Origin of the sequence: Clostridioides sp. ZZV14-6153, assembly GCF_020657855.1 — a bacterium.
Taxonomy (GTDB): domain Bacteria; phylum Bacillota; class Clostridia; order Peptostreptococcales; family Peptostreptococcaceae; genus Clostridioides.
Window position 1 is genome coordinate 19,082 of the sequence record NZ_JAGWCZ010000024.1, and the last position, 14,077, is coordinate 33,158.

A 14,077-nucleotide genomic window follows, 5' to 3' on the forward strand; every position below is an offset into this window, starting at 1 on the left:
TTATTGATATTGAAAAATATTATGAATAAATTAAATTTAATTGGACATAATTGATGATATAAATTTATCTTGAGGGGGACTTTTCAATGAGAAAAATTAAGGTTAGATTGGGAATATTAATATTAAGTCTTATATCAGTCATATCAATAATGACGATAGTAATAAATGGTGAAGTAAAAAAAGTTGATAATATATCAAAAGACTATAAAGATAAATTAATAAGATTTCATGTTATAGCAAATAGTAATACAGATGAAGATCAAGAACTTAAATTAAAAGTTAGGGATGAAGTAATAAAATATTTACAGCCAAAGCTACAAAACTCAAAAAGTATAGAGGAAAGTGAAGCTATTATAAAAAAAGAATATAGTAATTTGGAAGAAATAAGTAAAAATATTATTCTCGAAAATGGATATAATTACAGTGTAAAGGTAGGTATACAATATAGTAACTTTCCTACAAAGCAATATTCTAATATAGTTCTTCCAGCAGGTGAATATAAAGCACTAAAAATTATAATTGGAAAAGGTGAAGGAAAGAACTGGTGGTGTGTTATGTTTCCTCCATTATGCTTTGTTGATGAGTCTAATGGTGTTATAGATAAATCTACAGATGATAAGTTAAAAGAAGTTTTAACTGACAAGGAATATAAGCTAATAAAACAAGACACACCAAAGAAAACAAGTAAAGTAAAAATCAAGTTTAAAGTAATTGAAGTAGTAAAGGATTTAGAAGAAAAATTTTAAAAAAATAAAATTATAAGGAGTGGTTTTAATCATGGACAGGTGGAGTAAACTGATAGCTATATTACTAGCCTTAACCTATATATTTATGCCTATTAAAGAGGTATTTGCAGATGAGCCAACAGAGACAGTTAAGAAAGTAAATAAACAAGAACAAAATGTAGCAAAGAAGGAAGTAATAAATTTATCTAATAATGATTTAATGTTACTGTCTAAATTGGTTGCAGGTGAAGCTAGAGGAGAAAGCTATGAGGGACAGGTTGCTGTAGCAGCTGTAGTAATAAACAGAGTATTGGACCCTAGGTTTCCAGATTCAATAGAGGAAGTTATATATCAGAAAAATGCTTTCTCAGTTGTGCTTGATGGTTCAATAAACAAGACACCAACAGATTCAGCATGTAAAGCAGCTAAAGAAGCTCTTTATGGAACTGACCCAACAAATAAAGCAGTATATTTCTGGAATCCAGAAATAGCCACTTGCAAATGGATAAATAGACTAAATCCATATATGAGAATAGGGAATCATGTGTTTGCAAAATAAATTTAAATTTTTGAGTACTGAAAGGAGTTGTCTTTTTCTAGAAATTATTTTCTAATTTGAGATAGCTCCTTTATTTTTTGTTTAAAATAAACTATAATAATCATTTAGGTAATAATATATTAACTGTGAATATAAAAATAAATTTTAGCGATAAATAAGATGTTGTTAAACACAAAAATGTAAAGTAGGTGTTGTATAAAAATGAGCAATAAACCAATAGGAGTTTTTGATTCGGGATTAGGCGGATTGACGGTTTTGAAAGAAATAATGAAGATATTACCAAATGAGGATATAATATATTTTGGAGATACTGCTAGAATACCATATGGTTCGAGATCTAAGGAAACTATAATTAAATATACTTTTCAAGCTATAAATTTTTTAAAAACTAAAGATGTAAAAGCTATAGTTATAGCTTGTAATACTGCTACTGCGAGAAGTTTAAAAGAGGCTCAAGAAAAATATGATATACCAATAATAGGTGTTATAGAAGCAGGCGCTAGGACAGCTGTAAGCTCCACTAAAAACAAGATTGTAGGTATAATTGGAACAGAAGGAACTATAAGTTCAAAGGCATATAATTTAGAAATATCTAAAATAGATAAAAATATAGAAATTGTTAATAAAGCATGCCCTTTATTTGTACCAATTGTTGAAGAAGGATGGGCAAATACAGAAGTAGCTAAATTAACAGCAAAGATATATCTACAAGAATTAAAAGATAAGAATATAGACTCTTTAGTATTAGGATGTACTCATTATCCTATTTTAAAGAGAACAATAGGTGAAGAGGTTGGAGAACACATAAAATTGGTTAATCCAGCTAAAGAGACAGCTAAAGATTTAAAAAAGATTTTAGAAGAACGAAATATTATAAATAGCACAGAAGCTCATGGAATTTATCAATATTATGTATCAGATATACATGAAAAATTTTCAGATATAGCGAAAGAATTTTTAAAGAAAAAAATTGATAAAATTCAAAAAGTGGAGATACAAAAATATTAGTTTATATGAAGAAGTCTATGGAGGAAAAATCGTTGAGTGTAAAAATAAGTATAAATACTAGACAATATGATGAAAAAGGAAATATGGACACCATAGAGATGACTGCTTTTGGTAAAATTTTTTATAAAAATGATGGAATATATGTTATTTACAAGGAAAAAGAAGAAAATATAGAAATAACTAATACTATAAAAATACTTAAAAATGAAGTTAGTATTAAAAAGTTTGGTTCTATTAATTCAACCATGATGTTTAAGTGTGGAGAAAGTAGTACTACAAAATATGTAACCCCACAAGGTACCTTATTAATTGATATTGACACAAGAGAATTGGATATAAATATACAAGAAGGGGAACACATAAAATTGAAAATAGACTATAATATAAAGATACAAGATTTATTTTTAGGTAGAAACAAAATAGATATATACATAGATATTAAATAATAACTATAGCTATTTTCCAGAAATTTTATAAAGGTAGTGAAAAAACTACCTTTTATTTAATTTATTTGGTATTATTATATTTATATTAAACTTTAATTTCTTAAAATTGATACAAGGGTTTAGCGTTTTTTTATAGAAAGTATACTTAAAAGTGAATAAAACTAAGTGTAAGAGGGATAAATATGATATTTGATAAGGTACTAAGTACTATAAATAAACATAATTTAATACAAAAAGGCGATAAAATAGTTTTAGGTCTTTCTGGAGGACCTGATTCAGTTTGTTTATTGCATGTACTAAATAGATTAAAAAAAGATTTTAATATAGAAATATATGCAGCACATTTAAATCATCAAATAAGAGGAATAGAAGCTCAAAAAGATGCATTATATGTATCTAAGCTTTGTGAGGATATGGGAATTGTATTCTTTGTAAAGTCTATTAATGTACCAAAATATTGTGAAAATGAGGGGTTATCATTAGAAGAAGGAGCAAGGAAGCTAAGATATGAAATGTTTTATGAAATTAAGGATAAGATTAAAGCTAACAAAATAGCTATAGGTCATAATCTCAATGACCAAGCTGAGACTGTCATGATGCGTATTATGAGAGGAACAGGTCTTAAGGGGTTAAAAGGAATTGATTATATTAGAGATAACTGTATAATTAGACCAATCTTGGATGTAGAGAGAATAGATATAGAGGAATATTGTAAAGCTTATAATTTAAATCCTAGAATAGATAAAACAAATTTAGAAAACATATACACTAGAAATAAAATAAGGTTAGACCTTTTACCATATATGAAGGATAATTTTAATTCAAATGTAATAGAATCTATAGTGAGGATGAGCAATAGCTTAAAAAGTGATAACGATTATATTGAGAAAGAGGCAGAAGCTAAATTTAGAGAAGTTTCAAATATAAAAGAAAAGAGCTTTGTAGACATAAATTTAGAAGCTTTTATTTGCTTACATGATGCTATCAAAGTTAGGGTTCTTAGAAATTCTATAAAACATATACTAGGAGATACTAATTTTGTTGATCAAAAACATATAGAGGACATAATGTCTTTAGAAAGCGATTCAAAAGTAAATAAAATGATAACTCTTCCGAGAAATATATTTGTTTATAGAAAAAAAGACAGTATAATATTAACCAATGAGGAAATTGTTAGTGAGGAAATTGAATTTTATTACAATATACCTAGTAATGGGTTTATAAAAATAAAAGAATTAAAACAAATTATTGAGACCCAAGTAATGAGTATAGATAGGTATAAGAGTATGAAATTAGACAATTCATCTAAAGGGTTTGATTTTAATAAGGTAAAAGGGGGTATAGTAATAAGGAGCAGAAGGCAAGGTGATAAGATAAAACTTGCTATGGGAAGTAAAAAAGTGAAGGATTTATTCATAGATTTAAAAATCCCAAGAGAAGAAAGATGTAAAATTCCTATAATCACAGATAGTGAAGGAATAATATGTGTTGGAGATTATAAAATCAGTGAGAATTATAAAATTGATGAAAGCACAAAAGAAGTATTAAAAATTAATTTTAACAAATTATAGGGCAAAGCAATGTATGAAAGGAGGGCTTCTATATTGAATAAGTTGCTAAAAGGGGCAGGTTTTTATCTACTTGTTTTTATAATTATAGTAGGTATAGTTCAATTCTCAGGTAAGCCTACAGAAAAAATAAAAGATTTAAAATTTTCCCAAGTATATAGGGAATTAACCGATGAGAATATATCAAGATTGTACTTTGTAAATCAAACTTCTGTAGAAGGTACTATAAAAGATACAAATACAAAGTTTAAATCATATGTTCCAACAGAAATAATGGGAGATAAACTGGCAGATGAAGTGTTAGATCAAGCTAAGGCTGGAAAATTAACATTTGGTGGTGAAGCTAAACCATCTACACCTTGGTTTGTTGAGATGCTACCTACATTACTGTTAATATTCTTTATGGTAATTCTTTGGTTTGTATTTATGAATCAGTCTCAAGGTGGAGGCGGAAAGGTTATGAGCTTTGGGAAGTCAAAGGCTAAGGTTCATAAGGATGATGAAAAAACTAGAGTTACGTTTAAAGATGTAGCTGGATTGGATGAAGAAAAAGAAGATTTACAAGAAGTAGTAGACTTCTTGAAGAATCCTAAGAAATACATTGAATTAGGAGCAAGAATACCAAAAGGAATGCTTATGGTAGGACCTCCTGGAACTGGTAAAACATATCTATCAAGAGCAGTTGCTGGAGAAGCAGGAGTGCCATTTTTCAGTATAAGTGGTTCTGATTTCGTTGAGATGTTTGTTGGGGTTGGGGCTTCAAGAGTAAGAGATTTATTTGAGCAAGCTAAAAAAAGCGCTCCAGCTATAATATTTATAGATGAAATCGATGCAGTTGGTAGAAAGAGAGGAGCAGGTCTTGGTGGAGGTCATGATGAAAGAGAACAAACTCTTAATCAACTTCTAGTTGAGATGGATGGATTTGGAGTAAACCAAGGTATAATAATCATGGCAGCAACAAATAGACCAGATATACTTGACCCAGCCTTACTTAGACCAGGAAGATTTGACAGACAAGTAGTTGTTGGTACACCAGATGTAAAAGGTAGAGAAGCTATATTTAAAGTTCACTCAAGAAATAAACCACTAAATGATGATGTTAAAATGGATGTATTAGCTAGAAGAACACCAGGATTTACCCCTGCTGATATAGAAAACTTAATGAATGAAGCTGCAATACTAACAGCTAGAAAAAGAGAAAAGAAAATAAAGATGGAAACTATAGAAGAAGCTATAACAAAGGTTATAGCAGGTGTAGCTAAGAAATCAAGAGTAATAAGTGAAAAAGAAAGAAGACTTACAGCATATCATGAAGGCGGGCATGCAGTTTGTGCTCATATACTTGAGGAAGTAAGTCCTGTTCATCAAGTTACAATAGTACCAAGAGGAAGAGCAGGAGGATTTACAATGCAGCTTCCTGTTGAAGATAAGTTCTATGCTACTAAAAATGAGATGAAAGAAAACATAGTAGTTTTACTTGGAGGTAGAGTAGCAGAAGAGTTAGTGCTAAAAGATGTGTCTACAGGAGCATCAAATGACTTAGAAAGAGTTACAGCTACTGCAAGAAGTATGGTAACAAAATATGGAATGAGTTCTAAACTTGGTCCAATGTCATTTGACAGTGATGATGAAGTATTTTTAGGTAATAGTTTTTCAAGTAAGAGAAATTATTCTGAAGAGGTTGCTTTTGAAATAGACCAAGAAACAAAACGTATAGTTGATGGTGCATATGATAAGACAAGAAGTATATTACAAGAAAACATGGATAGACTGGAGTATGTAGCTCAAGCCCTACTTATCTATGAAACTTTAGATGCAGATCAATTTATAAAAGCATTTAATAAAGAATTACCATTAAATGATATTGAAAATGCAATTACAGAGGAAAATTCTCCTAAAGAAACTGAAGAGCAATTAACTATAAATCTAGAAAAAGATAGAGAAGAAAGAAACAATGTTGTTGATATAAATAAAAATCAAGAAAATAAATCTGATGAAGATAAATAATTTTAAAACATTGATTATTTTAAGAGTATTATCTATTAAGGATTAAATATTAAGACTGAAAGTATAATGTTAAATTGATAAACAAAGTATATTTGCATATATCAATTTAATTAATACTTTCAGTTTTTTTGTGATTTTATCAAAGATTAGGTAGAATATTAAATTATGGAAATCAATGGTATGGGTATATATGTTTACTTATGATAATATATTAAAAAGGAATTTTAAAATTAGTAGTATTAAAAATATATTAATAATGTATAATTACTTATTAGAAGAAAATAAGTCATGAAATCATGTCATATTAGAGGTGAAGTATGCGAGAGAAGATAATAGAAATTATATTAAATAATAAATCTGAGTTTATTTCGGGTGAAGAGTTGTCAAAGCAATTAGGTGTGTCACGTGCAGCTATATGGAAACATATGAAAGCTCTAAAGGAAGAGGGATATAATATAGAATCTGTAAATAAAAAAGGTTATAGATTAGCAGAAAATCCAACTGATTTATTAAGTCCACAGAACATCTACTATAAATTAAAAACAGAGTTTATTGGTAAGAATATTGAGCATCTTGATACTGTAGATTCAACCAATGAATACGCAAAAAGAGTGGCTGTGAATAGTATAGATGGAACTGTGATTTTAAGTGAACATCAAGATATGGGAAAAGGACGATTAGGAAGAACTTGGGATTCCAAACCTCATGAAGGGATTTGGATGAGTATTATTCTAAAACCAGATATGGAACCGTTTAAAGCGCCATTTATAACTTTAATAGCAGGAGCAAGTGTAACACAAGCTTTAAATAATCTAGGGGCAAAGACTTTAATAAAATGGCCAAATGATGTTATTTTAAATGGGAAAAAAATATGTGGTATACTAACAGAATTGTCTGCTGAGATTGAAAGAACAAATTATGTTGTTCTTGGTATTGGAATAAATGTTAAAATAATGGACTTTGAGCCAGAAATAGCTGAGAAAGCTACCTCATTGTATAAAGAAGGATACAAATTGTCTAGAGTAGATATTGTCAGAAATGTATTGGCTGAATTCGAAAAGTTATATTTAGATTATATTGCAAATAACTCAAAAGAAGAAACTCTAAAAATATGTAGAGATTATTCTGCGATTATAGATAAGAATATATATGTACTAAAAGGAAATGATAAAGAATTAGTTAAATGCTTAGATATAAATGAAGATGGTAACTTAGTGGTTCAAAGTAGTGATGGAAGTGTAAAAGAAATTGTTTCGGGTGAAGTTTCTATAAGAGGAGAAAAGGGATATGTATGATAATATTTTAGATATAGAAGGTTTAAAGGTTGGGCAAGTTGAGGATAGAAGAGGGATGACTGGATGTACAGTAGTGATTTGTGAAGAAGGTGCAACTTGTGGTGTTGATGTAAGAGGGTCAGCTCCAGGAACTAGAGAAACCGATTTATTAGACCCTGTAAATATGGTTCAAAAAGTTCATGCTGTAGTTTTAGCAGGAGGTTCTGCATATGGTCTTGAATCTACTTGTGGAGTAAGTAGATACTTAGAAGAGAGAGGAATTGGTTTTGATGTTGGAGTTGGCAAAGTTCCTATAGTTGTGGGCGCAGTTTTATTTGATTTAGGAGTAGGAGATTTTAAGTGTAGACCAGATATACAAATGGGTTATAAAGCTTGTGAAGTAGCAAATACAACTGTTTTAAATCAAGGGAATTATGGAGCAGGATGTGGAGCTACTGTTGGAAAGATAAGAGGGCAAGAATATGCTATGAAAGGTGGAATAGGAAGTTATTCTATAAAACTTGATAATGGATTGATTGTATCTGCATTGATTGCTGTAAACGCTCTTGGAGATGTTTATGAGGATGGAAAGGTTATAGCAGGTGCCTTAAATGATAAAAAAACAGAAACAATTGATACATACAAATTGATGAAACAAGGTGCAAGTAAAGGCGGATTTAGTATAGATAATACTACTATTGGAATTATAGCAACGAATGCTAAGTTGACTAAAGTTGAATGTAAAAAAATATCTCAAATGGGTCATGATGGGTATGCAAAAGCTATTTTTCCTATCCATACACCTCATGATGGAGATACAATATTCACAATGTCAAAAGGTGAAATAGAAGCAGATATAACGTTATTAGGTTCATTAGCTGTAGAGGCTGTGGAAAAAAGTATAATAAATGCAGTAAAAAAAGCTGATAGTGTAGAAAATATAATAGCATATAAAGACATAGTAAAAAAATGAGAAATATGATGAAATTAGCATATTTTTCTTGTCAAATTGTTGACAATGGCAACTCGTCTTGATAAAATTATTCTTGTTAGAGCAGGCATCCTGAAAGTAGTAGCCTGACTCATAATGATAAAAAATAAGAGTAAGAAAAATCAAAAAATTAAGTAGTCCGGCATCGTTAGTGAGCTGGAACGGAGGTGTATTTTTTATGATGAACACAAGTGCATCAGTAAGAAAAGTAAATGTAAGAAAGATGACTATAATAGGAGTACTATCAGCTATTTCTATTATGCTATCTATGACTCCATTGGGATTTATTCCAGTTGGACCTACAAAAGCAACTATAATGCATATACCAGTTATTATTGGAGCTATTATGGAAGGACCAATAGTTGGGGCAGCAATAGGCTTTATATTTGGAGTATCAAGTCTTTTAAACGCTATAGTAAACCCAACAGTAACATCTTTTGTTTTTATAAATCCATTAGTTTCAATATTGCCAAGAGTTATGATAGGTATATTGGCTTATTATGTATATCAACTAATAATCAATGCTACAAGTAAGGTATACATATCTGGATTAATTACAGGAGCTGTAGGTTCTTTGTTAAATACAGCTGGTGTTTTAGGAATGATATATGTTTTATATGCTGACAAGTATCTTCAAGCAATGGGTCAAAATGGTTCAGCAGGAAAGGTTATAATGGCTCTTGCCGCAGCAAATGGAGTACCAGAAGCAATAGTAGGAGCTTTAGTAGTAGCTGCCGTTGCTGCTGTACTTAAGAAAAGCAAAAAATAGAAAGAAGGTTAATGACATATGCTTCTAGTATTTGATGTTGGAAATACTAATATGGTTTTAGGTATATATAAAGGTGACAAGTTAGTTAATTATTGGAGAATTAAAACAGATAAGGAAAAAACATCTGATGAATATGGAATTCTAATAAGTAGCTTATTTAAGTATGATGATGTGGATATAAATGCTATTGATGATGTAATAATATCATCTGTAGTTCCAAACGTTATGCATTCTCTTGAAAATTTTTGTATAAAATACTGTAAAAAGCATCCATTGATAGTAGGTCCAGGCATAAAAACAGGTCTAAATATAAAATATGATAATCCAAAACAAGTTGGAGCAGACAGGATAGTTAATGCTGTAGCAGGCATAGAAAAATATGGAGCACCAAGTATACTTGTAGATTTTGGAACAGCAACTACATTTTGTGCTATTTCTGAAAAAGGTGAATATCTAGGGGGTACAATAGCACCAGGAATAAAAATATCTAGTGAGGCATTATTCCAAAGTGCATCTAAATTACCTAGGGTAGAATTAGCAAAACCAGGTATGACTATTTGTAAAAGTACTGTATCAGCTATGCAATCTGGTATAATTTATGGATATGTAGGTTTAGTTGATAAAATAATAAATATGATGAAAAAAGAATTAAATTGTGATGATGTTAAGGTTATAGCTACAGGTGGACTAGCTAAACTAATTGCTTCAGAAACAAAAAGTATAGATTATGTAGATGGTTTTTTAACGCTAGAAGGATTAAGAATAATATATGAAAAAAACCAAGAATAATTAATACAGGGAATTGGATTATATATCCAATTCCCTTTTTATGATAGTTTTTTAGTGTTATGTGGTATATTATAATGAGGAAATGCAGATTTAGAAATAAAATCACAAAAACAAAGGAAAATATAGGAGAAAAACGATGAAAGTAGGAAATTTAGAATTAAAAAATAAAGTTTTTCTGTCACCTATGGCAGGGGTAACAGACCTTCCATTTAGATTAATTTGTAAAGAACAAGAATGTGGACTTTTATATACAGAAATGATAAATGGTAAGGCACTTTGCTATGATGATGAAAATACTAAAAAAATGCTTAAGATAGAAAAAGAAGAGCATCCTGTAGCTGTTCAGATATTTGGTTCTGAACCAGATTTTATGGGAAGAGCAGCAGAAATAATGAATGAATATCCAAATGAAATCCTTGATATAAATATGGGATGTCCAGCTCCAAAAGTAGTTAAAAATGGGGATGGTTCAGCACTTATGAAAAATCCTAAACTTGCAGAGCAGGTATTAAAGGCGGTAGTGAAGAATTCAAAGAAACCAGTTACTTTAAAAATAAGAAAAGGATGGGATGATAATAATATAAATGCTGTTGAGATAGCAAAGATGGCAGAAGCTTGTGGAATAAGTGCTTTAGCAATACATGGAAGAACGAGAGAGCAATATTATACAGGTAAAGCAGATTGGGATATAATTGCAGATATTAAGAAAAATTTAAATATACCTGTTATAGGAAATGGTGATGTATTTACAATAGAAGATTCAATAAATATGTTAGACAAAACGGGTTGTGATGCTATAATGATAGGTAGGGGTGCTCAGGGTAACCCGTGGATATTTAAAAGAATAAACCATTATATGAATACAGGCGAGATTTTACCAGAGCCAACTCTTAACGAAAAAATAAGTACTGCCATTAAACATTTAAAGCTTGCAGTAGAAGAACATGGAGAGTATGTAGCTGTAAGGGAAATGAGAAAACACATCGCTTGGTATTTAAAAGGTCTTAGAAACTCTGCAAGACTGAGAGATGAAATTAATAAAATAGAAGACTATCAAGAAGTTGTGTCGAAATTGGAGTACTATATGGAAGACTCCTTGACATAAAAATAATAGTGACTTATAATATAGCGCATAAATTAAAAAAAGATTATAAAAATTTTAAAATATAATTAGGAAAATTCCTAAGAAATTTGTGAAGGAGTTGTATTTACAATGGAAGAGAATAAAGAATTTTTATTGACACAAGAGGGATACGATAAATTAGAAGAAGAATTAGAGAATTTAAAGGTTGTAAAGAGAAAAGAAGTTGCAGAGAGAATAAAGGTTGCTATATCTTTTGGTGATTTATCTGAAAATGCTGAGTATGATGAAGCTAAAAAGGAACAGGCACAAGTTGAAGAAAGAATCTTAAAATTAGAAAATATGGTTAGAAAAGCTGTTATCATAGATGAAAGCAAAATAGACCTTAATGTTGTTACAATAGGTTCAATAGTTAAAGTTAAAGATTTAGAATTTGATGAAGATGTTGAATATACTATAGTTGGTTCAACAGAAGCAGACCCATATGACGGTAAAATATCAAACGAATCTCCTGTAGGAAAAGCGCTTTTAGGAAGAGCTGCTAAAGAGGTTGTAGAAGTGCAAGTTCCTGATGGAGTTGCTAAGTTTGAAATATTAGAAATAAGAAGATAATCTGGAGGAAAAAAATGAAAAATAATCAACAAAGCAATGAAGAAGCACAAATTCAAGAAGACCTTAGTGAAGTACTTCAAGTAAGAAGAGATAAACTAAAAAAATTACAAGAGTCAGGTAGAGACCCTTTTAAAGAAAGTAGATATGATAGAACTCATTATTCTATGGAAATAAAAGATAACTTTGAAGCTCTTGAAGGTCAAACTACAAAAGTAGCAGGACGTATAATGAGCAAGAGAATACAAGGTAAAGCTGGTTTTATAGATATTCAAGACCAAGAAGGAAGAATTCAATCTTATGTAAGATTAGATGCTATAGGGGAAGAAGAATATAGTGTATTTTCAACATATGATATTGGAGATATAATTGGTATTGAAGGGGAAATATTTAGAACTAAAAAGGGAGAAATATCTGTAAAGGCTAAATCTGTAGTATTATTATGCAAATCTTTACAAGTTTTACCAGAAAAATACCATGGATTAAAAGATCAAGAATTAAGATATAGACAAAGATATGTTGATTTAATAGTGAACCCAGAAGTAAAAAATGCTTTTTTAATTAGAACGAAAGCATTAAAAGCATTAAGAGCATATTTAGATGACAGAGGATTTTTAGAAGTTGAAACTCCAATATTAAATACTATAGCGGGTGGAGCAAATGCTAGACCTTTCATAACTAACCATAACACTTTACATATACCAATGTATTTAAGAATAGCAAACGAATTATACTTAAAGAGACTTATTGTTGGTGGATTTGATAAAGTTTATGAAATGGGAAGAATGTTTAGAAATGAAGGTATGGATTTAAAACATAATCCTGAATATACGGCTATAGAATTATATCAAGCATATGCAGACTACACTGATATGATGGAGATAACAGAAAATGTTGTTGCACATATGGCTGAAGTTGCTACAGGAAGCATGATAATCAACTATCAAGGAACAGAAATAAACTTTACACCTCCTTGGAAGAGAATGACTATGGAAGATTGTGTGAAGGAATATTCTGGTGTAGATTTTTCTACAATAAATACAGATGAAGAAGCATTAGAAATTGCTAGAGAAAAAGGCATAGAAATAAAACCTGGAATGAGAAGAGGGGAAGTAATAAATGCTTTCTTTGAAGAGTTTGGAGAAGATAAATTAATCCAACCAACATTTATAACACATCATCCAGTTGAAGTATCTCCATTATCTAAGAGAAATGCTGAAGACCCAAGAAGAACTGATAGATTTGAAGCTTTTGCTAATAAGTGGGAATTAGCTAATGCATTTTCTGAGCTTAATGACCCAATTGACCAAAAAGGAAGATTTATGGACCAATTGAGAAAAAGAGAATTAGGAGATGATGAAGCTTTTGAAATGGATGATGATTTCTTAAAAGCATTAGAAGTAGGTTTACCTCCTACAGGTGGACTAGGAATAGGTATAGATAGAGTTATTATGCTATTAACTAATTCTCCATCTATAAGAGACGTATTATTATTCCCAACTATGAAACCTATTGATAATAATCAAAATAAAGAAGAAGAAGAAAAATAAAAAATACAAGCATTCTACTAAGTTTTAAATAGAATAGAGCTATTAAATTATCAATAAATAGCTTTATTTTATTTAAAATGTCAATGTAGAATGCTTTTTATATATTCTAAAAAAATTTTCATGTATTTAATTTATAAATTACCAACAAACGTTACAAACTGATATTAGTTTTTGTTGATTGGAACTTTATATTTAGAAAATATGATTGAAAGTAATTTATTATGAAAATATTTAAAGTAATTTTTGGGAAGGAAAAAGGAATAAGTTTTGAGAATACTATATATAAAAAATTATTGGGGGAATGTGTGATGTTTCAAGTAATTGATTTTTTATGTTTAGTTTGTATTGGATTTTTAGTTCTTGATGTTATGGTATATTTTTGTAAGGATGCAATGGATATATTTGAAAGTACAACTAAGGTTAATAAAGTTAAGAGTATAAATGTTTGGGCAGATAGAGTCAGAGCTAACTCATATTCTTATGAAAATAAAATTGCAAAATAGGAAAAACTGTATATGCATGTGTTACTTGTAATATCAAGGGTTATATCTGTTAGTTTTAGTTAAATGTATTAAAAAAAACAAAGAGCTATAACCTTTTTTAAAATAAAAAACAAAAAAAGTATTGACGAATTATTTTTAAGGTGATATAGTATTACTTGTCCTTAAGAAAAGGGCAAACATGAAAAATGAACTTTGAAA

14 protein-coding genes are annotated in these 14,077 nt (G+C 29.7%); all 14 read left to right on the forward strand.

All coding sequences use genetic code 11. From position 1 onward, the window contains the following. The first annotated feature begins 86 nt into the window (after positions 1–86). Positions 87–746, forward strand: a complete 660-nt coding sequence (gene spoIIR, locus KGF46_RS18520; RefSeq protein WP_227828667.1) for a stage II sporulation protein R — start codon at positions 87–89, stop codon at positions 744–746. Positions 747–777: 31 nt separating this feature from the next. Further along, positions 778–1,284 carry a cell wall hydrolase gene (locus KGF46_RS18525; protein ID WP_227828668.1) on the forward strand — a complete coding sequence of 169 codons (507 nt, stop codon included), beginning with the start codon at positions 778–780 and terminating at the stop codon, positions 1,282–1,284. Between the two features lie 201 nt (positions 1,285–1,485). Further along, complete coding sequence (murI, locus tag KGF46_RS18530) at positions 1,486–2,292, forward strand: glutamate racemase (RefSeq protein ID WP_227828669.1); 807 nt, start codon at positions 1,486–1,488, stop codon at positions 2,290–2,292. A 17-nt stretch (positions 2,293–2,309) separates the two neighbouring features. Next, complete coding sequence (locus KGF46_RS18535) at positions 2,310–2,738, forward strand: DUF1934 domain-containing protein (protein ID WP_413894753.1); 429 nt, start codon at positions 2,310–2,312, stop codon at positions 2,736–2,738. Positions 2,739–2,920: 182 nt separating this feature from the next. Then, entirely contained in the window at positions 2,921–4,309 is a 1,389-nt protein-coding gene (gene tilS / locus KGF46_RS18540; RefSeq protein WP_227828671.1) for a tRNA lysidine(34) synthetase TilS, read from the forward strand. A 33-nt stretch (positions 4,310–4,342) separates the two neighbouring features. Then, positions 4,343–6,313, forward strand: coding sequence for an ATP-dependent zinc metalloprotease FtsH (gene ftsH, locus KGF46_RS18545; protein WP_227842930.1), 1,971 nt, complete (start codon positions 4,343–4,345; stop codon positions 6,311–6,313). A 317-nt stretch (positions 6,314–6,630) separates the two neighbouring features. After that, positions 6,631–7,608 (forward strand): biotin--[acetyl-CoA-carboxylase] ligase, encoded by a 978-nt coding sequence (locus KGF46_RS18550; protein WP_227828673.1) that lies wholly within the window; start codon positions 6,631–6,633, stop codon positions 7,606–7,608. After that, positions 7,601–8,560, forward strand: a complete 960-nt coding sequence (locus tag KGF46_RS18555) for a P1 family peptidase (RefSeq protein ID WP_227862231.1) — start codon at positions 7,601–7,603, stop codon at positions 8,558–8,560. Before KGF46_RS18550 ends, KGF46_RS18555 begins: the two co-directional genes overlap by 8 nt. A 196-nt stretch (positions 8,561–8,756) precedes the next feature. After that, positions 8,757–9,347 carry an ECF transporter S component gene (locus KGF46_RS18560; RefSeq protein ID WP_227483268.1) on the forward strand — a complete coding sequence of 197 codons (591 nt, stop codon included), beginning with the start codon at positions 8,757–8,759 and terminating at the stop codon, positions 9,345–9,347. 18 nt (positions 9,348–9,365) lie between these two features. Further along, a complete protein-coding gene (locus KGF46_RS18565) occupies positions 9,366–10,136 on the forward strand; it encodes a type III pantothenate kinase (protein WP_227437521.1) in 771 nt (256 codons plus the stop codon). Positions 10,137–10,272: 136 nt separating this feature from the next. After that, positions 10,273–11,241, forward strand: coding sequence for a tRNA dihydrouridine synthase DusB (dusB, locus tag KGF46_RS18570; RefSeq protein ID WP_227828675.1), 969 nt, complete (start codon positions 10,273–10,275; stop codon positions 11,239–11,241). A 108-nt stretch (positions 11,242–11,349) separates the two neighbouring features. Then, positions 11,350–11,829: a transcription elongation factor GreA gene (greA, locus tag KGF46_RS18575; protein ID WP_227828676.1), complete on the forward strand. Its 480-nt coding sequence runs from the start codon at positions 11,350–11,352 to the stop codon at positions 11,827–11,829. 14 nt (positions 11,830–11,843) lie between these two features. After that, a complete protein-coding gene (gene lysS, locus KGF46_RS18580) occupies positions 11,844–13,376 on the forward strand; it encodes a lysine--tRNA ligase (protein ID WP_227828677.1) in 1,533 nt (510 codons plus the stop codon). A 308-nt stretch (positions 13,377–13,684) separates the two neighbouring features. Beyond that, on the forward strand, positions 13,685–13,879 hold the full coding sequence (locus KGF46_RS18585; protein WP_227483267.1) for a hypothetical protein: 195 nt from the start codon (positions 13,685–13,687) through the stop codon (positions 13,877–13,879). Positions 13,880–14,077: the final 198 nt, after the last annotated feature.

What these genes read in the sequence shown, in the direction of transcription:
- KGF46_RS18555 (WP_227862231.1), top strand. Translation starts at nt 7,601, where the DNA reads ATGTATGATAATATTTTAGATATAGAAGGTTTAAAGGTTGGGCAAGTT.
- spoIIR (WP_227828667.1), top strand. Translation starts at nt 87, where the DNA reads ATGAGAAAAATTAAGGTTAGATTGGGAATATTAATATTAAGTCTTATA.
- KGF46_RS18585 (WP_227483267.1), top strand. Translation starts at nt 13,685, where the DNA reads ATGTTTCAAGTAATTGATTTTTTATGTTTAGTTTGTATTGGATTTTTA.
- murI (WP_227828669.1), top strand. Translation starts at nt 1,486, where the DNA reads ATGAGCAATAAACCAATAGGAGTTTTTGATTCGGGATTAGGCGGATTG.
- KGF46_RS18550 (WP_227828673.1), top strand. Translation starts at nt 6,631, where the DNA reads ATGCGAGAGAAGATAATAGAAATTATATTAAATAATAAATCTGAGTTT.
- greA (WP_227828676.1), top strand. Translation starts at nt 11,350, where the DNA reads ATGGAAGAGAATAAAGAATTTTTATTGACACAAGAGGGATACGATAAA.
- dusB (WP_227828675.1), top strand. Translation starts at nt 10,273, where the DNA reads ATGAAAGTAGGAAATTTAGAATTAAAAAATAAAGTTTTTCTGTCACCT.
- KGF46_RS18560 (WP_227483268.1), top strand. Translation starts at nt 8,757, where the DNA reads ATGATGAACACAAGTGCATCAGTAAGAAAAGTAAATGTAAGAAAGATG.
- KGF46_RS18565 (WP_227437521.1), top strand. Translation starts at nt 9,366, where the DNA reads ATGCTTCTAGTATTTGATGTTGGAAATACTAATATGGTTTTAGGTATA.
- tilS (WP_227828671.1), top strand. Translation starts at nt 2,921, where the DNA reads ATGATATTTGATAAGGTACTAAGTACTATAAATAAACATAATTTAATA.
- KGF46_RS18535 (WP_413894753.1), top strand. Translation starts at nt 2,310, where the DNA reads ATGGAGGAAAAATCGTTGAGTGTAAAAATAAGTATAAATACTAGACAA.
- lysS (WP_227828677.1), top strand. Translation starts at nt 11,844, where the DNA reads ATGAAAAATAATCAACAAAGCAATGAAGAAGCACAAATTCAAGAAGAC.
- KGF46_RS18525 (WP_227828668.1), top strand. Translation starts at nt 778, where the DNA reads ATGGACAGGTGGAGTAAACTGATAGCTATATTACTAGCCTTAACCTAT.